The sequence below is a fragment of the Candidatus Contendobacter odensis Run_B_J11 genome (assembly GCF_000531125.1).
Taxonomy (GTDB): domain Bacteria; phylum Pseudomonadota; class Gammaproteobacteria; order Competibacterales; family Competibacteraceae; genus Contendibacter; species Contendibacter odensensis.
In genome coordinates this window covers 58960-81570 of record NZ_CBTK010000261.1, presented here as the reverse complement: position 1 = coordinate 81570, position 22611 = coordinate 58960, and the positions used below count along the sequence as shown (strand labels likewise).

Genomic DNA, 22611 nt, shown 5'->3' with positions numbered 1-22611 from the left:
TCATTTCTCCACCGTCCGCTGCTGCTGTTCCTTGAGGTAGACCCCAGCCTTGATCGGGTCCAGTGCCACTGCTTCGCCCGGCTCCAATCCCGCCAGAATTTCGATCACCTCCCCCTCGATCCGGCCGGGCCGCACCTGCCGCAAGCTGACCTGTCCCTCCCTGACCACATAGACCCCGCTCACCTCGCCGCGCTGGGCCAGCGCCTGACGGGGCACGGTCAAACGCTCCTCCTCACCCACCCGGAAGGCGGTCTTAACGAACATGCCGGGGTAAAGGCCCTCGGTTTTTTTGGGCAGGTAGATTCGGACCTTGAAGATATTGCTTTGCGGATCGGCGTAAGGGAAGAAGGTCAGTTTCTCGGCAGGGATACTCTTGCCATCATGCGGTCGCAGGATTCGCGCCTGGTTGTATTGGCGTACCAGCGTGATCAGCCGTTGCGGTACCTCGGCCATCACCCGCAATTCGTCAAGCGAAAATCCGGTCATCAGCGGCTTGCCAGGCTGAACGGTTTCGCCGGGTTGGACATGGCGCTCCAGCACGATCCCGCTGTAGGGGGCGTTGACCGTGGTATAGCTGAACGATTCCCTGGCTTGCGCGACTCCGGCTTGAGCGGCGTCGAGCCGCGCTTTAGCGGCGTCGAGCGTGGCACGTTGCGAATCCCTGGCTTTGGCGACCCCGGCTTGAGCGGCTTCAAGTCGTGCTTTAGCGGCGTCGAGCGTGGCGGTAACGGTGTCCATCTGTGCTTTGGAAACCATCTGTTTCTCGTAGACGTTGCGAATACGGTTGTATTCGGCCTGGGCTTCAAGGGAGCGGGCCTGCGCCTCGCGCAGATTGGCCTGGGCTTGGTCGATGCCGGTACGCTCCTGAGCCTCGGTAAAACGGGCCTGGGCTTCGCGCAGACTGGCCTGGGCCTGGTCGAGACCGGCGCGCTGCTCGGTGTTGCGCAGGCGGAGGATCGGCGCGCCCTGCGGCACGAAGTCGTTGACATCCACCATGATTTCTTCAACCCGTCCGGCGGTCTGAGCGGAGACGGTGCTTTTATTGACTGCTTCAACCACGCCGTCGAGGACGTGTTCGCTGGGCAGGGTTTGCAATTGGGCTTTGGCGACTGGAAACGGCACTTCAGCGGCGACGGGCAATCCCGGCGCGACAGCTAACAGGCACCACAACAGCAGTGGACGAGCGGGTATGGACATGGCAGCCTCCCTTGAACCTGACGGGTTTTAGAGTCGGTATATTAGAGAATACTAATGTTTTTGAGGGTAATGAATCAATCTATTCGGGGAAAAACAAGTTTCAGTCTTGTAGAGTAACCTCGCCCAAATTTCCAACAACGGGCCGAATCCCCGTTTTTTTAACCCGCCAGCATGATCAATACAACGGTTTCAGCCAATTCGCAGGCCGCACCCAAAGTATCGCCCGTTGTACCGCCCAAACGCGCCAGAAGCCAATGGCGCAGACCGAAAAAACCCATGCCTAGCGTAATAAGCAATACGCCGCCCTGCCATTTCAACAACGCAACGGTTAAAACAGCAATCAGCAACACCAGCAGACCACAATTCAACCGGGGCAGAGCGTTCGCATAGGGAGCGCCCAAGCCACCAGGACGCACATAAGGCGTGGTGATCAACAGCAGGATGATAATCGTGCGGCCCAGCACCGGGGCCAGGAACAAGGCGAGGTAGGCACCACCGGCCAGCAGCAGGTGCAGGGCAGCGAATTTGTTGAGCAGCAGCAATATGATAACGACAATCGCGATGGGGCCGCTGCGTGGATCTTTCATGATCGCCAGGGTGCGGTCGCGGTCGCCCTGCCCGCCGATCCAGGCATCGGCGCTGTCGGCCAGACCGTCCAAGTGCAGACCACCGGTCAGCAACACCCAGATCGTCAGCAGCAACGCCGCCAGCACTTCGGAATCAATCCGCCACAGCGCAATCTGTAACCCAGCCAGCAGCGCACCGATCAGCAACCCGACGCTTGGAAACCATAGTACCGACTGCCCCAGCTCTTCAGGGCGCGGTGCTGCGCTGGAGGACGGGATCGGCAGCCGGGTCAACAGTTGCAGAGCCAGCACAAACGGTCGAATCATGCCGGGCGGCCGTTAAGAAACACCAGTTGCGGATCAGCGTCCGGGTCGTTATACCGCCGCACCCGGCTCAGTGCAGCGTAGGGTACCTCGAACCGCCAGAGGTTACGCAGTGGTAGATCAAGGACTTGACGCAGCACCATCCGGATCGTACCGCCATGCGCGACCAGCAATACTTGCTGACCTCGATAGCGCTCCAGCAACGCATTCCAGGCGGCGCCGACCCGCTGGTCAAAATCGCTGACCGGTTCGCCGCCGGTAATCGGGTACATCACCGGGTCGCGCCAGAATTGCGCCACCGCCAGCGGATCAGCGGCGTAAATCTCGGCGCTGGTGCGGCCTTCCCATGCGCCGAAATTCAACTCGCGAAAATTGGGCACGATCTCCAGTGGTCGATCCAGTCGCTCTGCCAGTTCCTTGGCAAAGGCGGCGCAGCGAATCAGCGGCGAACTGACGATCACTTGCCAGTCACGGTAGTCACCGACCGATATTCGTAACTGTTTCCAGCCGAGTGAACTCAGTGGGTCATCCAGCGCGCCCCGGAATTTCTGGCCGCCTTCCGGTTCGCCGTGCCGCAGCAGGTCCACGGTCGTGAAATCGCTCATGCGGTTGAAACTCCTGCTTCGGCGAAAGTCGCCATGCCGGCGTGTAAGGCAGCGGCGGCGCGCAGGATCGGCACCGCCACTGCTGCGCCGCTGCCTTCACCCAGTCGCATCCCCAAATCGAGCAGCGGTTTTGCCCCCAATGCTTCCAGCACTTGGCGATGACCGGGTTCAGCGGAACAGTGTGCGTAGAACAGCCAGGCGGCCAGCTCCGGTCGCAGCCGTACCGCCGCCAGTGCCGCCGCAGTGGTGATGAAGCCATCCACCAGTGCTGGTAGGCCCAGTTGGCCGCAGCGCAAATACGCTCCTGTTAGTGCAGCGATCTCGAAGCCGCCCAGTCGTTGCAGCGCGATCAGCGGGCTTGGGTCGCGGTGGCGAGCCAGCGCCCGCTCAATGACCAGCCCCTTGTGGATGACGCCAGCGGCGTCCAGACCGGTGCCGGGGCCGGCTAGTTGCGCAGCAGGCAAGCCCAGCAGCGAACAAATGACGCCGGTAGCGCTGGTGGTATTGCCAATGCCCATCTCGCCGCCGATAAACACCTGTGCGCCGTTAATCGCGGCGCGTTCAGCAGCGTCGTGGCCAGTCGCTAACGCCTCGTGCAACTGCTCGACCGTCATAGCCGGCTCATGAACGAAGTTGGCGGTGCCGGGGCCAACCCGTGCGTCCAGCACGCCCGGCAGGTCTTCCAGCGGTTGCACGGTGCCGACGTTTACCACTTCCAGCCGTGCGTTCCATGCTTTAGCTAATACGCTAATCGCAGCACCACCTCGGGCAAAGTTGCGCACCATCTCGGCAGTCACCACCTGCGGGAAGGCGGAAACGCCTTCAGCCACAACCCCGTGATCGCCGGCGAACACCGTGATCCAGAGTTTATCGATACGGGGATGTTGGGTGTCCTGCATCGCCGCCAAGGTCATGCCCAAATCTTCCAGCCGGCCCAGCGAGCCGGGCGGTTTTGTCAGTTGCGCTTGCCGCTCGTGGGCGACGGCTCTTACAGCAGCATCGGGGGCGGCAATGGGTGGGTCAAACCAGTGATGGCTCATGCAGGGCAGTCCTTGAGGGTGAGGGGTAGACCCGTGATCACGAAAGTGACCCGGTCGCAGTGGCGGGCGACAGCCTGATGCAACCAGCCGGCTTCATCGCGAAACCGGCGGGCCAGCGGGTTGGCAGGAACGATGCCCTGGCCGACTTCGTTACTGACCAAGAGGAGATGGCCGGGCAGGACTGGAAGCGTGTCTAGCAGGGCGCTGATTTCGGTGGACAGCCGTTCGTCGCCGGCAGCCAGCAGGTTGCTAAGCCACAGGGTCAGGCAGTCTACCAGCAGGCAGCGGTTGGGATTAGCGTGGGTTTTCAGGGCAGCGGCCAGTGCCAGCGGCTCTTCCACCAAGCCCCAGCCAGCAGGACGTTCAGCGCGGTGGCGGGCGATCCGTGCGATCATTTCCGCATCGCCGGCTTCAGCGGTAGCGAGGTAGATCACGTTCAGGCCACTGGTTTGCGCCTGGTGCTGGGCAAAGGCGCTTTTACCGGAGCGGGCACCGCCGAGGATGAATTCTTTCATGGTAAGGGACTATTTTTACGAAGGCGTTGCCGGGATGGCAACCTATTATCGTTGATTTCAGGGGATTGCCAAAACGGATCGGTGGTAAGCGCTGGCCGGTTATTCGCTGCATCGTCCGGCATTGTGCCCCCGGCGCTTTCCCCCTAGAATGCTTACCCCTTGCGGCCCGGAACCGGGCTGTGACTCCTTGCCTCATCGCTCACGCGGGAGGCTACCCATGATCCGTAGGGAGCCGTGCATGCGTCATTATGAAATCGTGTTTCTGGTCCATCCCGACCAGAGCGACCAGGTTCAAGCGATGGTTGATCGCTATCGGGTGATGATCGAAGAGGATGGTGGCAAGATCCATCGTCTGGAGGATTGGGGCCGGCGGCAGTTGGCCTACCCGATCAACAAGATTCACAAAGCGCACTATGTGCTAATGAACGTCGAGTGCAGCCAGACGGTGCTGGATGAGATGCAGAGTGCGTTCCGCTTCAACGATGCCGTCATCCGCAACCTGGTCATCCAGCGGGACGGCCCTGAAACCGAGCCTTCACCTTTGATCCGATCCCGCGACGAGCGGGATACCCGCGATGATCGTGAGGACCGCGACGACCACGATGATCGTGAGGACCGTGAGGACCGTGATACTCGCAGAAGTCGTGGCGGTCGCGATCCTGTTGATGACGAGGTTGAGGCCGACGACGAAGCCATCTGAGCGAGTTCCATGCCGCCCGCGCCATTTGCTGACAACTGTTTGATCATTGCCGGCCAACTGGCGGGGTCGTGCGAGGTTCGCACCTCGCCGGCTGGAGTGACGATCAGCCGCTTCCTGTTGGAACATCATTCTGGACAACTGGAAGCCGGCGTTGCCCGCGAGGCGTATTGCCGCATACCCGTTATGGCCTGCGGCGAAGGGTTCGCTCGCACGGTGGGGCGGTTGCCGCAGGGTACTCCAGTCCGGGTACGGGGGTTTATCAGTCGTGCTAATTCCCGCGAAGGCGAATACCGGGTGGTGGTGCACGCCGCTCACATTGATATTCTCGATTCTGATTCATCTGAATGATCCTAGGGGTTAACCATCATGTCCCGTTTTTTCCGCCGTAAAAAGTTTTGCCGTTTCACCGCTGAAGGCGTCAAGGAAATTGATTATAAGGACATCGCGGTCCTGAAAAACTATATCACCGAGACCGGAAAGATCGTGCCGTGTCGCATCACCGGAACCAAAGCTCGCTACCAGCGGCAATTGTCGGTCGCGATCAAGCGCGCCCGCTTTTTGGCATTGCTTCCGTACTGCGACCGGCACTGAACCGGTTAGCTGTGCGGTTTGCCCGACTCAGGGTGCATTCAGCATGAAAGCACTGGCTACCTTCGTGATGCGGGGTCGCTCAGCCACAGTGCTGGTGATGGTGGTCTCAGCAATGCTGTTCTGGCTGTTTCCACCGGTTCTGGTGGTGTCAGGTGCGGCGCTGGCGCTGGTGACGTTGCGCCGAGGTGCGATTGAGGGTGTGTTGCTGATGGCGCTGGCCGGGCCGGCCGCTGTCGGTCTGACCGGGATCGCATTAGGGACGCCGTGGCCGATGCTGGAGGTATTACTGATCGGCTGGCTACCGCTCTGGTTGCTGGCGTTGGTGCTGCGCGCCACGGTGTCGCTGTCCCGGACCTTCCAGGCGGCGGCGCTGCTGGGTGTGCTGGGTGTGGCCGGTTTCTATGCGGTACTGGGTGATCCGGCGATCTGGTGGGGCCGTGTACTCAGTCAGTGGGAGCAGGAACTGATGGTGCTGGCGTCCATAGGGCAGGAAGCAGACCGGGCCATGCTGGAGCAATTGCTGGCATTGCTAAAGGGATGGGTGCCGTTCCTGCCGGGGCAGGTAGTGAGCGCGGCGCTGCTGTTGGTGCTACTGGCGCTGATCTTGGGCCGCTGGTGGCAGGCGGTGTTGTTCAATCCGGCTGGCTTCCGACCCGAGTTTCACCAAGTGCGCTTAGGCCGACCACTAGCGACGCTGATGCTGGTGTTATTCGGCGCAGCGGTATTATCCGGTTGGCCGTTGTTGATCAATTTCATGCTGGTGCTGGGTACGCTGTATACCTTACAAGGCATCGCCCTGATTCATGCTGTAGCGTTCAAGTGGCAACTTTCGCCAGCCTGGTTGCTATTGTTTTACCTGTTGCTGATTCCGTTGCTGTCGCAGTGGGTGATGGCGTTGGGTATCGCCGATGCTTGGGCCGATTTCCGCAACCGCATCAAGCCACGCTTGAGCCAGCGCTGAATTCCGTATTGATGTATCGAATCGAATTTTGGAGTCCGACGATGGAAATTATTCTGCTGGAAAAAGTCGCCCATTTGGGCATCCTGGGTGACCGGGTTAAAGTGAAGTCGGGTTATGCTCGCAACTTTTTGATCCCTAAGGGTAAGGCAACGCTGGCTACTTCGGCCAACGTCACTCGCTTCGAGGCGCGCCGCGCTGAACTGGAGCAGATCGCTGCTGAGGGGCTGGCTACTTCCAAAGCCCGAGCCGAGCAATTGGCCGAGTTGATTGTGACCCTGTCGGTGAAAACGGGCAGTGAAGGCCGGTTGTTCGGATCTGTGGGCGCTGTCGATATCGCCAACGCGGTGTCCGCTGCAGGTATCGAGTTGCAGAAGCATGAGGTACGGCTGGCGACCGGGTCGATCCGCCAGATCGGTGAGTATGATGTGGATTTGCGTCTGCATAATGAAATCAAGACCCAGATCCGGGTCAACGTTATTGCTGAGGTCTGAAGTCGTTACTGCTGCACTCGCGCCGGGGGCAACTCGACTACACTGGAGTAATCCCCGTGTGCGTCGCCCGACAGTGATTGACCCACTGGATGGGTTATCGCCCCTTCGCGGGAGTTTCGTGGCCGTGCCGCCGGATGATCGCGGCGGGCGGCGGATCACCGGTGTTCCTTCCGAGAGTTCCGTCATGCAGCCCGTTTCGCCGTTTCCCTATCGCAAGGACACCGCCGCCGAGATCCTGCGGGTGCCGCCGCATTCGCTCGAAGCCGAGCAGGCGGTGTTGGGCGGTCTGATGCTGGACAATACCACTTGGGATCAGGTGGCGGACTGCCTGGATGAGAGTGATTTCTACCGCAACGATCACCGGCTAATCTTCCGGGCGGTTCGCCGGCTGGCCGAAAACAGCAAGCCGTTTGATCTGTTAACTCTGGCTGAATGGTTGGAGAACAATAAACAACTGGAGGATGCGGGGGGGTTCGCTTATCTAGGGGTGCTGGCGCATGACACGCCAAGCGCTGCTAATGTGCGCGCCTATGCGGATATTATCCGCGAGCGGGCAATGCGCCGTGAGCTGATCCGCACCGCCACCGAAATTGCCGATAGCGCCTACGATCCCAAAGGTCGTGATAGCCGGGCGCTGCTGGATGACGCTGAGAAGCGGGTATTTGCGATAGCGGAGCGGGGTTCCCGCACCCAGCAGGGTTTCGCCAACATCAAGGATTTGCTGGCGAGTACCGTGGAGCGGATTGATGTTCTGTTCCAGCGCGATAACCCCATTACGGGTATTCCCACCGGCTGGGCTGATTTCGACGAGAAGACCGCCGGTTTACAGCGCGGCGATCTGATCGTGATTGCTGGGCGACCGTCCATGGGTAAAACCAGCCTGGCAATGAATATCGTGGAATATGCAGCTATTCAGGTGAAGTGTCCGGTGGCGGTTTTTAGCATGGAAATGCCGGGGGAAAGCCTGATTATGCGGCTGGTGTCGTCACTGGGACGGATCGATCAACATCGGGTGCGCACTGGGCGACTGGAAGACCAGGACTGGGATCGGTTGACTTCGACCGTAACCATTCTGTCCGAGGCTCGCCTGTTTATTGATGACAGTTCCAGCTTGAGTCCCAACGAGTTGCGGTCACGGGCGCGGCGGTTGCATCGGCAAGAAGGACAGTTGGGGCTGATTGTGGTGGATTATCTCCAGTTGATGGAGGTGCCGGGAACGAAGGAGAACCGTGCCACTGAGGTTTCGGAGATTTCCCGCTCGCTTAAAGCCTTGGCCAAGGAATTGTCGGTGCCGGTGCTGGCGCTATCACAGCTCAACCGTACTCTGGAACAGCGTGGCGATAAGCGGCCGATCATGTCGGATTTGCGGGAATCGGGCGCGATTGAGCAGGACGCTGACTTGATCTGTTTCATCTATCGCGATGAAGTCTATAACCCGGACAGTCCCGACAAAGGCAAAGCCGAAATTATCATCGGCAAGCAGCGCAACGGTCCCATCGGCATGGTTCCGCTGACCTTCATGGGTCAGTACACCCGTTTCGAGAGCTACATCCCCGAATTTCACTCATCAGGTTCCGGTTATGAGTCGAGCAACCACGGTGCGTCTCGATCTGGGGGCGCTGGTTCACAATCTTCGGCGGGTGCGGGCAGCCGCGCCGGGCCGGCGGGTAATGACCGCCGTTAAAGCCGAAGGCTACGGCCATGGACTGCTGCGAGTGGCCCGTAATCTGGACGCCGACGCCTTTGCGGTATCCTGCATTGAAGAGGCGCTGACCCTGCGTGAGGCGGGAATTGATCGTCCGGTCCTGTTGCTGGAAGGGGTATTTGAAGCGTCCGAGTTGCCGTTATGCGCCCGCCATCGCCTGGAGATCGCTGTTCACCATCCTGAACAGGTGTTGATGTTGGAACGCACCCGGTTGGAATGGCCGCTGCGGATTTGGTTGAAAATAGACAGCGGAATGCATCGCTTAGGGTTGCAACCGGGGATAGTAGCAGCGATTTATCAGCGATTGCTTAGCTGCCCGGCGGTCGCGCCGCAGATGGGCCTGATGAGTCATCTGGCGCGGGCCGACGAGCGCGATTGCGACGCCACCCTCCAGCAACTTCAAACCTTCAATGCGGCTACTGCTGGATTACCGGGGGAGCGTTCATTGGCTAATTCCGCTGGCATTCTCGGCTGGCCGCAGACTCACTTCGATTGGGTGCGACCTGGGATCATGCTGTATGGTGCTTCGCCTTTTGTGGATAGCCTGGCGGCGGATGAGAATTTACGGCCAGTGATGACGCTGAGTACGCGCTTGATTGCCATTAACCGACTGCGGCAAGGCGAAGCAGTGGGTTATGGCGGAACCTGGATTTGTCCTGAAGAGATGGATGTGGGAGTGGCGGCAGTCGGCTATGGCGATGGTTATCCGCGCCATGCTCCCTCCGGGACGCCAGTTTTGGTCAATGGTCGCGAAACGGTTTTGATCGGGCGGGTGTCCATGGACATGATTACGCTGGATTTGCGTCGGCATCCCGAAGCCCGGATTGGCGATCCGGTGGTGTTGTGGGGCGAGGGCTTGCCGGTGGAGCGGGTTGCTGCGGTCGTTAGCACTATTTCCTATGCCCTGCTGTGCGGGATAACGGCACGGGTGCGGATCCAGGTTATTTCGGTCGAGGATTTCACCGCATGAGCATCAATAAGGTAAAAACATGTTGAAAATTAAAGCAAAACCTTTTTTGAAATGGGCGGGTGGAAAAAGCCAGTTGCTTTGTCAATTTGAAAAGTATTATCCCGGTGATTTGTCAGGAGGAATCATCGAGAACTATATTGAGCCTTTTGTAGGTGGCGGCGCCGTTTTTTTTGAAGTCATACAGAAATACAATATCCAGTCTTCTTATATTTACGACATTAACAAGGATTTAATTCTTACGTATCAAGTTATTCAAAAAACACCGGATTTGTTGTTGGAAATTTTACAGCGATATCAATCCGATTATAATCATGCGGATGAGCAGGGCCGGAAAAACCTGTTTTTGTCGGTAAGAAAACAATTTAATGTTGAACGCCTTGAAATAAACCATACGATTTTTTCAGAAAACTGGATGCCCAGGGCGGCGCAATTTATCTTTTTGAATAAAACCTGTTTCAATGGTTTGTTTCGCTTGAATTCCAAGGGTGAGTTTAATGTTCCTTTTGGTGGATATAAAAAGCCTAATATATGGGATGAAAATAATATATTAGCGGTTTCTGAGCTGTTACAGAATACCATAATTGAACTTTCCACCTACGAAAATTGCTTTGATTTGGCAGATGAAAAAACCTTTGTCTATTTTGATCCGCCTTACCGTCCAATTAGCAAGACCGCCAGTTTTACTACATATACAGGTTTTGAATTCACCGATGTTGAACAAATTAAACTGTCTCATTTTTTTAAGAAACTGGATACGCAAAAATGTTCCAAACTCATGCTGAGTAATTCAGACCCAAAAAATGAAAATCCCAACGATGATTTTTTTGAAAAAATCTATAACGGTTATGAACTGCACCGCGTATATGCAAGAAGAATGATAAACTGTAATGCAGAAAAACGCGGTAAAATCAACGAACTGCTTGTTACTAACTATGGATTGCCGACATGAATCATGAACCTTGGTTATCGATTTTTGATAGCTATCAAAATAATAGTATTAAATTGATAAAAAGTGAAATTTGAAATTTCTTGCTTTTAGAACCAACTTGGAAAATTTATGGCCGAGTCAAATAATGAAAATTTATAAAAGTTGATAGTTCAGCAAGATGATGGAGGGACCAGGATGAGCAAAGGCCGCACGATCTACGCTTGCACTGAATGCGGCGCGCAAGCTAACAAATGGGCGGGCCAGTGCGGCGATTGTGGGGCGTGGAATTGCTTGCAGGAAGCGCCGGCCATGCCGCCCACCGCCAAAAGTGGGATCAAGCCGGCGGGCTATGCCGGCGCGACAGTGGGATCGGAAGTGCGTACCTTGGCCGAGGTGGATGTCACCGCAGAAATCCGCCAATCCTGTGGCAATGGTGAATTGGACCGGGTACTGGGTGGTGGACTGGTGCAGGGTTCGGTGACGCTGATTGGCGGCGATCCGGGCATCGGCAAGTCTACCTTGTTGTTGCAGGCGCTGGCGGAACTGGCGGCGCGCAACCGCACTTTGTATGTAAGCGGTGAGGAATCGCCGCAGCAAATCAGTATGCGCGCCCAGCGACTGAGTCTGTCCCGCGACTGCTTGCGGTTGTTGCCGGAAATCAATGTCGAGCGAATTCTGGCAATTGCTGAAGCCGAGCAGCCACAGGTGATGGTGATTGATTCGATCCAGACTGTGTTCACCGAACGGCTGCAATCGGCTCCCGGTTCGGTGGCGCAGGTGCGCGAGAGCGCAGCGCAACTGGTGCGCTATGCCAAGGCCAGCGGTACGGCACTGTTTCTGGTTGGGCATGTCACCAAGGAGGGTGCGATTGCTGGGCCGCGTGTCCTGGAACATATGGTGGACACGGTGCTGTATTTTGAGGGTGATCCCAGTGGACACTTGCGAGTGCTGCGGGCGGTGAAGAACCGCTACGGACCGGTCAACGAATTGGGCGTTTTCGCGATGACCGAGCGCGGATTAAAGGAAGTCAGTAATCCATCGGCCATTTTCCTGTCGCGCCACGATACGCCAGTCGCGGGCAGTGTGATTATGGTCACCCGCGAGGGTACTCGACCGTTATTGGTAGAGATTCAGGCGCTGGTGGACGAGTGCCACGGCAGCAATCCGCGCCGGGTGACGCTGGGCTTGGAGCAAAACCGGCTGGCGATGTTGCTGGCGGTGCTGCACCGGCACGGTGGGATCGCGATGTACGATCAGGATGTCTACGTCAACGCGGTGGGCGGGGTACGGATCAACGAGACAGCCGCAGATCTGGCGGTGCTGCTGGCGGCACTGTCAAGCTTTCGCGACCGGCCTTTGCCAATTGATCTGGTGGTGTTTGGCGAAGTTGGCTTGGCGGGCGAAATTCGTCCGGTGCCGAATGGCGAGGATCGTTTGCGGGAAGCGGCCAAACACGGCTTCAAGCAGGCCATTGTGCCCCGCGCTAATCTGCCCCGGCGTGGCAGTCGGGTGGAGGGGCTGGAACTGCGCGGTGTTACCCGGCTGGCCGAGGTGATGGGGAATGTCTAAGACGGAAAATCTTAGCCTCGATTTCATCTTTTGAGTTAGTGCAAGGTGGGAACTTGAGTTAGACTAACATAGCGTTTTCTATAGCAAATAACTAATATATCCTATTGATTAGAAAAACAAATTTGTTTAATAATGTTTTTCAGGAAGTTCACGCGATGCGAGGATCTGGCGCTGGAAACCAGGTGGTACAGACAATGCTGACGTTGATTGCAGGACTTTTGGCTGTGCTGGCGGTTCGCACGTCGACCAGTCGGATGTTGGAAAAGGGCGGGCTGCTGAGTGCATTGGGCGGTACCGAAGGCATCATTTAAATTTGGCCACTATGTATAAAGGGATAGTTCTCTACGATTTTCTGCTAGTCCGAGGTGGCGCTGAGCGCCTGACGCTGACTCTGCTCAAAGATTTACCAGGTGTGGACCTTTGCATCGGCTTTCGCGATCCACATGCTTTCTCAGAAGCAGACATCGCTGGTATCACAACTCGAGATCTGGGCGCAGAAACGACTCTGCCAGTTTGGCGGTCGCTTAAAGTAATGCGTGCTTTCGCGCACCAGACTCAATTTCTCAATGGCTACGACTGGGCGCTATTCAGCGGCACTCACGCACCCTTGGCCGTTCACAACCATACCTCAGGCCAAAACTATTACTATTGCCACACCCTGCCGCGCTTCGTTTACGATCTTAAGGACTATTATCTTCAGCGCTATCCATTGGCACTCCGCCCAGCATTGCTGGCGCTCATCGCCTACGTTAAGCCCCGCTATGAACAGGCTATTGCCCGGATGGATATCCTTATCGCTAATTCTGAAACTGTCCGAAATCGCCTACGCCGTTATTTGAACCGGGATGCAGTGGTAATCAATCCACCCTGCGAGATCGATTATTTCCAGTGGCAAGGACAAGGTGATTACTATCTGTCTACTGCCCGACTCGAACCTTTCAAGCGGGTGGATTTGCTGATTAAAGCTTTTAAACAAATACCAGACCAGCGACTGATTATCACCTCGGGCGGATCGCAATTCTCGGCGTTGCGGCGGCTGGCCGGTGGTGCGTCCAATATCATCTTCACCGGCTGGCTGGGCGATGCCGCGTTGTGTCAACTGATCGGCAATGCCATTGCCACGCTGTACGTTGCCAAGGATGAGGATTTTGGCATGTCACCGGTCGAGAGTATGGCGGCAGGCAAACCAGTGATCGGCGTTGCCGAGGGTGGACTGCTGGAAACGGTGCTGAATGGGGAGACTGGTTTGCTGCTGCCGCTGGATTTAACTGCTGAAGGGATTACCGAAGCCGTTCGGACCCTGAACGCCTCACGCGCACTAGCGATGCGAAGCGCCTGTGAACTTCACGCCCGCCGGTTTTCCCGAGCGATTTTTCTTGAAAAGATGCGGTCCATTCTGCCCGCCAACTCCTTATTGACCAATCCATGATCGAATATGACTCTGCTCAAAGACCACACCCGTTCGTAGATGAATGTATCCAGCTTTTTCGCTATCGCGACCTGATCCTATTAATGATTGGCAACATTCTGAAGAATCGCTATAAACGATCGATGCTAGGAATTTTCTGGATGCTACTGAATCCCCTATTGCAAACTATGGTGTTGGCTGTGGCGTTCGGGACGTTATTCAAGTCAGCGCTGCCGAATTACGCAGTCTATTTGCTGAGTGGATTGTTAGCCTGGAGCTTTATGACTCAGACGACCCAGTACGCTATGGGTGTTATGGTGGGCGGCAGTGGATTGCTCAAACGGATCTATATCCCACGGGCAACTTACGTCGTGGCGGTCGTTGGCAATGGTCTGGTCAACTTTTTAATCTCCATTCTGCCGCTAGCGCTCATCGTTCTGGTTCTCCAGCATCCGGTCAGCGCCAGTTGGTTGTTCCTACCGGTCAGCATCTTGGTTCTGGCCGTATTCACTCTTGGCTTGGCACTGTTGTTATCCACCGCTTCGGTCTTCTTCACCGACTCCATCGATATCTATCAGATTGTGGTCCAAGCCGGCTTTTTCCTGACCCCGATCATGTATCCGCCTTCGGTGTTGCCAGAGGCGCTGAGCGGCTGGATGGTTCTGAACCCGTTCTTCCTGATGATCGAACTATTCCGTATGCCAATTTACGCTAGCACTATTCCCGACATTGGTCTGACTACGGCTGCTGCCGTGCTGGCTTTCGCCACGCTGCTGGCCGGCTGGATGGTATTTACCCACAAAGCCGATCAACTGGCCTACCGGTTGTGATGCCGATGAGCAACTCCCCGATGATCCAGTTGGATAACGTGACGGTTCGTTTCCGCATCCCGCACGAGCGGATTCCTACGTTTCAGGAATACGCGATCCGCTGGTTGAAGCGCGGTATCCGCTATGCCGATTTTAATGCACTCAATGACATCAGTTTCTCGATTGACCGAGGCGAAACCGTCGGGATCATCGGCCCCAACGGTGCTGGGAAAAGCACCCTGCTAAAAGTTATTGCCCAAGTCATCCGTCCCACTCTGGGCCGGGTGCGATTGCGCGGTTGGGTCGCGCCGCTACTGGAATTGGGTGCAGGCTTCGATTACGAGATGACGGGGCGCGAGAACGTGTTTCTAAATGGCGCAGTATTAGGCTTCAACCGCCAGGACATGTCTCAACGGTTGGGACGCATCGTTGATTTCTCCGGAATCAGCGATTTCATCGATGCCCCAGTGCGGACTTATTCCAGCGGCATGGTGGCACGACTGGGCTTTGCTGTAGCAACCGATGTGCAGCCTGAAGTATTGATCATCGACGAAGTCCTAGCAGTAGGCGACGCCGATTTTCAGCAGAAATCAGCAGCACGCATCCGCGAATTCCGTGAAAGCGGCTCGACCATCCTAGTGGTCTCGCACAGCCCGGCCTCCATCAAGGCTCTGTGTAGTCGTGCGCTCTGGTTAGAACGCGGTGCTATTCGCCTGATGGGATCTGTGGATACGGTTTTAGATCAATATATTTTAGGCCAACCATCCAGTTAATAGGGTAACAACGTTGCAAATTATTATTCTTGGAATGCATCGGTCTGGCACCTCGGCTGTGACGCGACTCATTAATATGATGGGAGCCTATATTGGTCCTGAGGATCAATTTCTGCCAGCTCAACCAGATAATCCAAAGGGTTTTTGGGAGCGTATTGACGTTATTAATTTACATAAATCTATGTTGGAAAAATTGGGTATCGATTGGCACCTGATTTCTACTCTCGATCTAAACAGTATTGATACCGAGTTAGTAGATACTTTTACACAGGGAGCCAAAAAAATCATGCTTGGGATCGATAGCCATCGTCCTTGGGTGCTAAAAGATCCGCGACTCTGTCTATTATTGCCGCTTTGGCTATCACTGCTTGAGGTTCCGGTTTGCGTTCATGTTGCCCGTCATCCGCTATCAACCGCTCAATCTCTAGCAAAACGGGATGGTTTTCCTTTGCATTTCGGTATTACTCTCTGGGAACAGTATAACGCCCGTGCCTTGGTTGTCTCGTCCGGCTTACCTCGGTTTTCCATCTGTTACGAGCAGTTAATGGAACAGCCGGTGGAAACTGTTGAGTTATTATACAAACGCCTTTGCGACTGTGGGGTTCAAGCATTGCGCCTGCCCTCCGAACGGGAAATCCGGGCATTTTTGGAAAGTGAACTGCAACATCATCGGACCAGTGAGACACAAGACACAGGATGGCTGACTCCAGCCCAGAGTCAACTTTGGGAGGTACTACGAGATTCCAAGTTGGAGAATATCGAACATGAAATTCTGGAAAACCCGGCGCGAAGGGTATTGTTGGCCGGCTATGAAACCCTACTCCAAGAACGGAATAGTTTACATCAACGCGACGTTCAATTGGCTGCCACTCAAGAGCAACTGGTTACCGCTGAGTTCGATCTCCAGAAAGGGGAGATGCTGCTTAAAAAAAGTGCCGCTGATCTCAAGGCGCTTGGTCGATTATTTGAAACGCTGCATTATGATATTCAATTGGCGTTCGAGTCGTTAACTTGGCGACTGGGATTTGCCATTGCTGACGCTGGCCGCAAACTCGGTCTACTGCAACGAACATTCATGGTGCAGGATCATGTGGCACAGATTGCCAGAAATTATCAGTCTTGGTTGCGCCATCAATCCAGTCACTACGAATTGAACAGCGCATTAAATGAGGAGGATTTTAGCGAAGAAGATTACCTGGCCCAATACCCGGATGTTCGGCTTGCTATCGAACGCGGCGAGTTCCATAGCGGGCGCGAACACTTCGAACTGCGTGGGCATCAGGAAATCGCTCATGGTACCCGAATCTTCATTCCAAATTTTATTTCGGCAAGGAATAGTATTATTCAAAAAACCATTGACCCGGAACAATGCATGAAAGAAATTGCACGCTGGCCTCGGCGACCAGTGGTGTCGATTGTTATGCCTGTTTACAACATTGATCCATGCTGGCTGGAAGCAGCCATTTCGTCTGTCACACAACAGATTTATCCGAACTGGGAATTATGTATAGCGGATGATGGTTCGACTCGCCAAGAGACACTCGATGCGTTGCGTCGATTGCGCGATCCTCGCTGTAAGATCGAGTTCATGGAAAGCAACCAGGGTATTGCTGGTGCATCTAATGTTGCTTTAGCGCTGGCTACTGGCGAATACGTCGCTTTCCTGGATCATGATGATGAATTAACGCGGGATGCTCTTTATCATGTTGTCAAGGCTATCAATGACCACGACCCCGACTTTATCTACTCTGACGAGGACAAGTTATCGCTTGAGGGCTATCATCTGGAACCACACTTCAAGCCTGACTATTCTCCAGACCTTCTTCTGTCTACTAATTATATCTGCCACTTTAGCGTCTATCGTAAAACGGTGCTGGATCAAGCAGGTTCTTTTCGTGAAGGTTTTGAGGGATCTCAGGATCATGACTTGGTTTTACGTACACTCGACTATACGGATCGAGTGTTTCACATCCCCCGCGTATTGTACCACTGGCGGATGATCCCTGGATCGACTGCGGCTAAATTTGATAGTAAAAATTACGCTTGGGCAGCAGGACGACGTGCTATTGAGGATACCCTGCAACGGCGTAGCATCATTGGTGGGGTGACTCTCGGTCAGCATCCTGGCACCTACCGGGTTAAGCGAGTGATCCAGGGTCAACCCCGAATCAGCATTCTTATGCCGTTCCGCGATCAACCTGACTGGTTACGCACCTGTTTGGATTCGATTCTCGAAAAAACCAGTTATCCAAATTTTGAACTGCTCGGCATCTCCAATAACAGCGTGGAACCAGCAACCTTCGCCCTGATGGAACATTACGCTGCGGCCGATTCACGTATCCGATTTATCCGCCATGATGTTCCATTTAACTATGCTGCTCTCAATAATTTTGCGGTAGGTCAAGTAGAAGGCGAACATTTACTGCTACTCAACAATGACATGGCGGTGATTTCCGCGGACTGGCTGGAAGCTTTATTAGAACACTCCCAGCGGACGGAAGTTGGTGCAGTCGGGGCCAAACTATACTACCCCGACGACACTATCCAGCACGGTGGGGTCATCATTGGAATCGGTGGCATCGCCGGTCATGCCCATCGGCAGTTCCAACGGCATAATCCAGGATACTTCTCGCGACTGCATCAGATTCAGAACGTGAGCGCGGTCACTGCGGCCTGTCTGATGGTGAAAAAGTCTCTTTATCAGGCGATGGGTGGCATGGATGAAAAGCATCTGGCAGTCGCTTTCAATGACGTAGATTTTTGCTTACGCCTGCGCGAAAAAGGTTATCTGAATATATTTACGCCCTATTGCGAACTCTATCATTATGAGTCCAAAACTCGCGGTCACGAAGACACCCCACAAAAGCAGCATCGATTCGCCCAAGAAGTTGCTTATATGAGAAAGCGGCATAGGGCGATCCTGCAAAACGGCGATCCCTACTACAATCCCAATCTGCCGCTGGACCGCGACGACTTTGGAATGCTGTAAATGCCAAGTATCCAGATTATTCTGCCGGTTCATAACGGTCTAAGTCATGTGCGCGACTGTTTGGATGCATTATTAGCGTATACACCGCGCTGCGATAATCAGTTGTTGATCGTAGATGATGCCAGTGATGCTGTGACTGCGGCTTGGCTTTGTGACTGGGCTAGATCTTCTGTAGTAATGAGGGAAGCCGCTAGACCACTGCATTGGATCACCCTACAACGCCATAATGAAAATGTAGGTTTCCTAGTGAGTTGCAATTGGGCAATGGAACAAGGTGATTCCGATTATGTATTGCTGCTTAATAGTGATGCGCTGGTCGCTCCCGGCTGGCTTGCGCGGTTGCTGGCTTGCGCTGAATCAGACCCTCGCATCGCAGCGGTCAACCCACTGAGCAATCGCGCTGACAATATCGATCTGCCCATGATGCCCGGCGCCAGCTATCTGGCGATGAATGATGCTCTGGCCGCGCAACGCCAGGGACAATGCCACGATGTCGTTACCGGAGTAGGTTTTTGCCTGCTGCTGCGGCGCAGTGCCCTGCGCCAAGTTGGGTTGTTTGATCCGATCTACGAACACGGGTATTGCGAAGAATCCGATCTCTGCATGAGATTAACTACCGCCGGCTTCCGCACTGTGGTTGCCGAGGATGTCTATGTTTACCATCGGGGGGGTGGTTCCTTCAGCGATGGTCGGGAACGTTATCTGCGCAACCGGCGGTTGTTCGATCAGCGCTGGGGAGCGGTGTACCGACAGCAGTTCCGTGCTTTCCGTCGCGCCGATCCGTTAAAACCGGTTCGCCATTTATTTGCACTTTCCAATCGGTGGGATCCGGTACCGGCGTTGTGGCAGGCCGGTCGTGATCTGCTCGCTGAATGGAAGGGGAGACGTTCGCCGAAGCAACTGACTCGGCTTGGCGTTCGCCACTTCATCGCAATTTTGACTGCGCGGCGGCTTTGTCCGCGCCGGACGCTGATGCAACGCTGGACTCCAGTGGGACGGTTACGGGTGACCTATGTGCTGGACCGTCTGGTAGTGGCCGGCGGAGTACTTTCGGTATTGCAAGTGGTCAACGAATTGATCCGGCTGGGGGTTGAGGCGCGAATCGTTGCACTGTATGAAGATCCGCTGATTTACGACTGGTGCCGGTTGTATACCCAGCCGCTGATCTATCGGAGTGTCAAGGAGCTGCTGGCCGAATGTCCCGATAGCGAGGTGATCATCGCCACGCACTGGAATACTGCGGAATGGGTGCATCGCTTGTGGCAGGATAGCCGAACTCGGGTTGCCGCCTATCTGATTCAGGATTACGAACCCTGGTTTTTTCCAGAGTCGTCAGCCTCTCAGCGGGACCGGGTAAAAGCGACTTACCGGTTATTGCCACATCGAGTGGTGATGTCGGACTGGCTGCAAGAGCAGCTTGCCGGTGACGGGTATACCAGTGACAAGATTCCACTCGGTATGGATCTAGGCCAGTTCTACCCGCGCTCGATCCAGCGCGGTCTACGACCGGTGGTGCTGGCTATGGCCCGACCTGGCACTCCACGGCGCGGCTTTCCCACAACCATCGCTGCGCTGGCTCAAATCAAGCAGGCCCGTCCCGAAACCGAGATCGTGCTATTTGGTGATCGGTTCCTCGACCGGCAGGCGATTCCCTTCCCGTTTCGCAACGAGGGGTTGGTCATCCGTCAGGAGCGACTCGCTGAGCTGTACTCCGAAGCCGACCTTTTTTTGGATGGTTCCGAGTTTCAGGGTTTTGGGCGCTGCGCCTTGGAAGCAATGGCTTGCGGCGCAGCCTGTGTATTAACCGATGTTGGCGGCGTTTTGGAGTATGCCCGGCATGAAGATAACGCCCTGCTAGTGCCGCCAGGGCAGCCGGAATTAATGTCAGTCGCCCTCCTGCGTCTGCTGGATGATGCAGCACTGCGCCGGCGGCTGGTTACCAGCGGCTTGGGTACGGCGGCGCGATTTTGCCACCGTCGCGAAGCGCACAATACCTTGACCTGGATTGAACGGATATTGGCTGCTGAGGCGGTACCATGATGGGTGAGATCGCAGTCATCGTCATCAATTACCGGCGCGCCGCTGATACTGTGGAGTGTCTCGATTCGCTGCTGCGGGTTGCTACGCCAGCGTTTGACATTTTTCTGGTGGATAACGGTTCCAGTGCCGCTGATGTTGCCCAGTTGCATGACTATGTTGCTTGCCATCCCGAACGCATTGCCTTCACCGCCTTTCCAGAAAATTACGGGTTCACCGGCGCACATAATCGCTTGTTCGAGCAGTTGATTCCCAATGGACGCTACGAATTCTTCCTCCTGCTTAATAATGACGCCGTGGTCGAGCCGGACTTTCTGGAACGGATGCTGGCGCAAATCGACCGGATGCAACGGGTTGAAATGGTGGCGGCACGGGTCATGAAGTATTCCGACCGTGCGCAAATTGATAACTTGGGAATCACTTTTTATAAGTGCGGGCTGGCTTCCAACCGCAAATCGCCGGACGATCCGCTGCTCGGTCCCAGCGGCAACTGCGCGCTGTATACGGCGGATCTGCTGCGTCAGGTTCATCACACCTCCGGCGAGTACTTCGATGAGCAGTTCTTCTGCTACGCCGAGGATACCGACTTGGCCTGGCGGGCGGTGTTGCTAGGCTATCGGGCGGCTTACGCTGAGGACGCCCGGATTTATCACAAAGGCTCCGTTTCCAGTGGCGGACCGAATAGCGATTTTGTGCTCTACCATGGCATCCGTAATTCGCTGTTCACGCTGATCAAGGATGTACCGACTCGGTTTCTATTGCGAAACCTGTTCTGGATGCTGGTGCTGCACATCGCCATCCTGTTGCGTTACACGATCAAGGGCAAGCTGAGCGTCGTATTCCGGTTGTATCGGGATTTTTTGCGCGGTATCCCGGCGATGCGCCGCAAGCGCCAACCGATCCAGCAGCAGCGGCAGATTCCACCCTGCGAGATCGAACGGCGCATCAGCCGGTTGTTTTACGAACGGGGTTACGCACTGGGCGCGTTGCGGGATTTGTATTGAGAAGCCGCATGGAATCGTCAGTCCACCGGTTCCTCCCAGCGCTGCACTTGTCCGTCCTGCTGATTCTGACGGCGGCATTGACTGGTTATGCCCGTTGGGGGCTGAGCTATCCGATCTGCGGTACCGACGAGCAGAACTATCTAAAAATCTTCGACTGGCTGGATAGCGGAGGCGTTTGGCCGATTTCTGGGCCGGGATACGCCGGGTTGATCCTGGAATTGAGCCATTGGACCGGCTGGGAAACCCGTTCGCTGGTGATCGCGGTTGCTGCCCTGAACAGCAGCGTGATTCTGCCTCTAGGACTCTGGTTGTTGTACCGCGTGAGTCTAGGCAACGCCGGGGCCGCTTGGCGGTGCCTACCCTGGTTGTTTACCGGTAGCTATTTCCTTGGCCCCTGGCTGGAAGGTCGACCGCAACAGTTGGGCATGTTACTGGTGATAGCCGGTGCCTGGCGGGCTTACCGGGACTTGCAGGGGTGCGGGCGCTGCGGTGGCAGCTTCTTTCTGCTCTGGTTGCTGTGTTTCGGCTATCACGCGCTGAGCTTCGTGGTACTCACTGCTTTGGTTTTTGGGTTCTGGGCGCGGTGCTTCGTCCAAGGCCGTTCCGGGTACAGGGTGCTAACGACCCTGCTGTTGGGATTGGCCGGCTGCCTGGCGCTGGGCACACAGTGGTATCCCTTAATCTGGCTGGATATCCGCACTAATCATATCCAGGGTATCCAATCGAGCGGGTTTTTTGGCGTACTGGTGGGCGTATTGGCGGGTGCATTGCTGATAGTGCATGGCCTGCGTCGTTACGGAAACGGTGCGCGCCTGATTCGCAGTCTGCGCGCCGGCTTGTCGATGCCGCTGATTCAGGGGTTGGCCGTGGGCAGTACCGTGGCGGCGCTAATCTGGCAATACACTTGGCTGGGTCGCATCTACCAGGGTGTGAATCCTGGGGACATCGTTTGGTATCAGGGCGGTAATATCCTGCTGGCGATGCTGTTTCTGTCGGGATTATGGCGGATAGGTAGGGAATCCATGCCGGGATTGACGTTTTTCGTCGAATCCTGCGTGATTCTCATGGCTTTCGGTGGGGTATTTCTGGCGCTGACTCCGTGGTTGCGGGACCACAACTGGACGCTGCGGATCATGACCTATTGGACTTGGTACGCTGCACCATTGGCTGCTTGGGGCTGGTCGGGTTTGCCGGAGCGCTGGCGCTGGGGGTTGCTGCTACTCAGTCCGCTGCTATTGGCCGGCGGATTGCATCATGTAGTGTATGCGCCGACTTGGACCTGCCAAGTCGAGGGCTAATGGGTTTAGTCACGCGGTAACCAATTTTTTGCTTCCAAACAGAACGGGGAAGCCTTGCTCTATTTTCTTAAATTTCCCCTTTTTTATGACTATCGCTTCAAAAAAATGACATAATTAAACGCATTTTCCTG

At 55.5% G+C, this 22611-nt stretch carries 21 protein-coding genes; 16 read left to right on the top strand and 5 right to left on the bottom strand.

The genetic code is table 11. The annotated features are described in order from the left end of the window. From BN874_RS15605 to cobU, 5 genes are all read right to left on the bottom strand, one after another. Positions 1-1197 carry an efflux RND transporter periplasmic adaptor subunit gene (locus tag BN874_RS15605; RefSeq protein ID WP_034435118.1) on the bottom strand — a complete coding sequence of 399 codons (1197 nt, stop codon included), beginning with the start codon at positions 1195-1197 and terminating at the stop codon, positions 1-3. Between the two features lie 158 nt (positions 1198-1355). Then, positions 1356-2087, bottom strand: a complete 732-nt coding sequence (locus tag BN874_RS15600; RefSeq protein WP_154724973.1) for an adenosylcobinamide-GDP ribazoletransferase — start codon at positions 2085-2087, stop codon at positions 1356-1358. After that, on the bottom strand, positions 2087-2692 hold the full coding sequence (locus BN874_RS15595) for a histidine phosphatase family protein (RefSeq protein ID WP_034435116.1): 606 nt from the start codon (positions 2690-2692) through the stop codon (positions 2087-2089). The genes BN874_RS15600 and BN874_RS15595 overlap by 1 nt, the downstream gene beginning before the upstream one ends. Beyond that, complete coding sequence (gene cobT, locus BN874_RS15590) at positions 2689-3732, bottom strand: nicotinate-nucleotide--dimethylbenzimidazole phosphoribosyltransferase (protein ID WP_034435115.1); 1044 nt, start codon at positions 3730-3732, stop codon at positions 2689-2691. The genes BN874_RS15595 and cobT overlap by 4 nt, the downstream gene beginning before the upstream one ends. Then, complete coding sequence (gene cobU, locus BN874_RS15585; protein ID WP_034435113.1) at positions 3729-4247, bottom strand: bifunctional adenosylcobinamide kinase/adenosylcobinamide-phosphate guanylyltransferase; 519 nt, start codon at positions 4245-4247, stop codon at positions 3729-3731. Before cobU ends, cobT begins: the two co-directional genes overlap by 4 nt. Positions 4248-4485: 238 nt before the next feature. Here cobU and rpsF point away from each other — a divergent pair, with 238 nt between their 5' ends. The 16 genes from rpsF to BN874_RS15485 all read left to right on the top strand — a co-directional run bounded on the left by rpsF (position 4486) and on the right by BN874_RS15485 (position 22480). After that, complete coding sequence (gene rpsF, locus BN874_RS15580) at positions 4486-4947, top strand: 30S ribosomal protein S6 (RefSeq protein ID WP_034435112.1); 462 nt, start codon at positions 4486-4488, stop codon at positions 4945-4947. Positions 4948-4956: 9 nt separating this feature from the next. Then, positions 4957-5295, top strand: a complete 339-nt coding sequence (gene priB / locus BN874_RS15575; protein ID WP_034435111.1) for a primosomal replication protein N — start codon at positions 4957-4959, stop codon at positions 5293-5295. An 18-nt stretch (positions 5296-5313) separates the two neighbouring features. Next, positions 5314-5538 carry a 30S ribosomal protein S18 gene (rpsR, locus tag BN874_RS15570; protein ID WP_034435110.1) on the top strand — a complete coding sequence of 75 codons (225 nt, stop codon included), beginning with the start codon at positions 5314-5316 and terminating at the stop codon, positions 5536-5538. Between the two features lie 43 nt (positions 5539-5581). Continuing rightward, a complete protein-coding gene (locus BN874_RS15565; RefSeq protein WP_034435109.1) occupies positions 5582-6499 on the top strand; it encodes a DUF2232 domain-containing protein in 918 nt (305 codons plus the stop codon). Between the two features lie 41 nt (positions 6500-6540). Beyond that, positions 6541-6990: a 50S ribosomal protein L9 gene (gene rplI / locus BN874_RS15560; RefSeq protein WP_034435108.1), complete on the top strand. Its 450-nt coding sequence runs from the start codon at positions 6541-6543 to the stop codon at positions 6988-6990. 184 nt (positions 6991-7174) lie between these two features. Then, positions 7175-8674 carry a replicative DNA helicase gene (gene dnaB, locus BN874_RS15555; RefSeq protein WP_081756446.1) on the top strand — a complete coding sequence of 500 codons (1500 nt, stop codon included), beginning with the start codon at positions 7175-7177 and terminating at the stop codon, positions 8672-8674. Then, on the top strand, positions 8571-9665 hold the full coding sequence (alr, locus tag BN874_RS15550) for an alanine racemase (protein ID WP_034435107.1): 1095 nt from the start codon (positions 8571-8573) through the stop codon (positions 9663-9665). Before dnaB ends, alr begins: the two co-directional genes overlap by 104 nt. 19 nt (positions 9666-9684) lie before the next feature. Beyond that, entirely contained in the window at positions 9685-10614 is a 930-nt protein-coding gene (locus tag BN874_RS15545; RefSeq protein ID WP_034435105.1) for a DNA adenine methylase, read from the top strand. 174 nt (positions 10615-10788) lie between these two features. Next, positions 10789-12162 carry a DNA repair protein RadA gene (gene radA / locus BN874_RS15540; protein WP_034435104.1) on the top strand — a complete coding sequence of 458 codons (1374 nt, stop codon included), beginning with the start codon at positions 10789-10791 and terminating at the stop codon, positions 12160-12162. Positions 12163-12694: 532 nt separating this feature from the next. After that, complete coding sequence (locus BN874_RS15535; protein WP_230314458.1) at positions 12695-13591, top strand: glycosyltransferase; 897 nt, start codon at positions 12695-12697, stop codon at positions 13589-13591. Further along, positions 13588-14400 carry an ABC transporter permease gene (locus tag BN874_RS15530; protein ID WP_081756436.1) on the top strand — a complete coding sequence of 271 codons (813 nt, stop codon included), beginning with the start codon at positions 13588-13590 and terminating at the stop codon, positions 14398-14400. The genes BN874_RS15535 and BN874_RS15530 overlap by 4 nt, the downstream gene beginning before the upstream one ends. Positions 14401-14405: 5 nt before the next feature. After that, positions 14406-15152 carry an ABC transporter ATP-binding protein gene (locus BN874_RS15525; protein WP_034435101.1) on the top strand — a complete coding sequence of 249 codons (747 nt, stop codon included), beginning with the start codon at positions 14406-14408 and terminating at the stop codon, positions 15150-15152. Positions 15153-15165: 13 nt separating this feature from the next. Then, positions 15166-18141, top strand: coding sequence for a glycosyltransferase (locus BN874_RS22800; RefSeq protein ID WP_154724966.1), 2976 nt, complete (start codon positions 15166-15168; stop codon positions 18139-18141). Beyond that, a complete protein-coding gene (locus BN874_RS22795) occupies positions 18142-20181 on the top strand; it encodes a glycosyltransferase (protein ID WP_081756434.1) in 2040 nt (679 codons plus the stop codon). Then, positions 20178-21182: a glycosyltransferase family 2 protein gene (locus BN874_RS15490; RefSeq protein ID WP_034435095.1), complete on the top strand. Its 1005-nt coding sequence runs from the start codon at positions 20178-20180 to the stop codon at positions 21180-21182. The genes BN874_RS22795 and BN874_RS15490 overlap by 4 nt, the downstream gene beginning before the upstream one ends. A gap of 8 nt (positions 21183-21190) precedes the next feature. Further along, positions 21191-22480, top strand: a complete 1290-nt coding sequence (locus tag BN874_RS15485; protein WP_034435094.1) for a hypothetical protein — start codon at positions 21191-21193, stop codon at positions 22478-22480. Positions 22481-22611: the final 131 nt, after the last annotated feature.

What these genes read in the sequence shown, in the direction of transcription:
- alr (WP_034435107.1), top strand. Translation starts at nt 8,571, where the DNA reads ATGAGTCGAGCAACCACGGTGCGTCTCGATCTGGGGGCGCTGGTTCAC.
- BN874_RS15485 (WP_034435094.1), top strand. Translation starts at nt 21,191, where the DNA reads ATGGAATCGTCAGTCCACCGGTTCCTCCCAGCGCTGCACTTGTCCGTC.
- priB (WP_034435111.1), top strand. Translation starts at nt 4,957, where the DNA reads ATGCCGCCCGCGCCATTTGCTGACAACTGTTTGATCATTGCCGGCCAA.
- BN874_RS15490 (WP_034435095.1), top strand. Translation starts at nt 20,178, where the DNA reads ATGATGGGTGAGATCGCAGTCATCGTCATCAATTACCGGCGCGCCGCT.
- BN874_RS15545 (WP_034435105.1), top strand. Translation starts at nt 9,685, where the DNA reads ATGTTGAAAATTAAAGCAAAACCTTTTTTGAAATGGGCGGGTGGAAAA.
- BN874_RS22795 (WP_081756434.1), top strand. Translation starts at nt 18,142, where the DNA reads ATGCCAAGTATCCAGATTATTCTGCCGGTTCATAACGGTCTAAGTCAT.
- radA (WP_034435104.1), top strand. Translation starts at nt 10,789, where the DNA reads ATGAGCAAAGGCCGCACGATCTACGCTTGCACTGAATGCGGCGCGCAA.
- BN874_RS15605 (WP_034435118.1), bottom strand. Translation starts at nt 1,197, where the DNA reads ATGTCCATACCCGCTCGTCCACTGCTGTTGTGGTGCCTGTTAGCTGTC.
- cobU (WP_034435113.1), bottom strand. Translation starts at nt 4,247, where the DNA reads ATGAAAGAATTCATCCTCGGCGGTGCCCGCTCCGGTAAAAGCGCCTTT.
- BN874_RS15525 (WP_034435101.1), top strand. Translation starts at nt 14,406, where the DNA reads ATGAGCAACTCCCCGATGATCCAGTTGGATAACGTGACGGTTCGTTTC.
- rpsR (WP_034435110.1), top strand. Translation starts at nt 5,314, where the DNA reads ATGTCCCGTTTTTTCCGCCGTAAAAAGTTTTGCCGTTTCACCGCTGAA.
- BN874_RS15595 (WP_034435116.1), bottom strand. Translation starts at nt 2,692, where the DNA reads ATGAGCGATTTCACGACCGTGGACCTGCTGCGGCACGGCGAACCGGAA.
- rplI (WP_034435108.1), top strand. Translation starts at nt 6,541, where the DNA reads ATGGAAATTATTCTGCTGGAAAAAGTCGCCCATTTGGGCATCCTGGGT.
- rpsF (WP_034435112.1), top strand. Translation starts at nt 4,486, where the DNA reads ATGCGTCATTATGAAATCGTGTTTCTGGTCCATCCCGACCAGAGCGAC.
- BN874_RS15530 (WP_081756436.1), top strand. Translation starts at nt 13,588, where the DNA reads ATGATCGAATATGACTCTGCTCAAAGACCACACCCGTTCGTAGATGAA.
- BN874_RS15535 (WP_230314458.1), top strand. Translation starts at nt 12,695, where the DNA reads ATGCGTGCTTTCGCGCACCAGACTCAATTTCTCAATGGCTACGACTGG.
- cobT (WP_034435115.1), bottom strand. Translation starts at nt 3,732, where the DNA reads ATGAGCCATCACTGGTTTGACCCACCCATTGCCGCCCCCGATGCTGCT.
- dnaB (WP_081756446.1), top strand. Translation starts at nt 7,175, where the DNA reads ATGCAGCCCGTTTCGCCGTTTCCCTATCGCAAGGACACCGCCGCCGAG.
- BN874_RS15565 (WP_034435109.1), top strand. Translation starts at nt 5,582, where the DNA reads ATGAAAGCACTGGCTACCTTCGTGATGCGGGGTCGCTCAGCCACAGTG.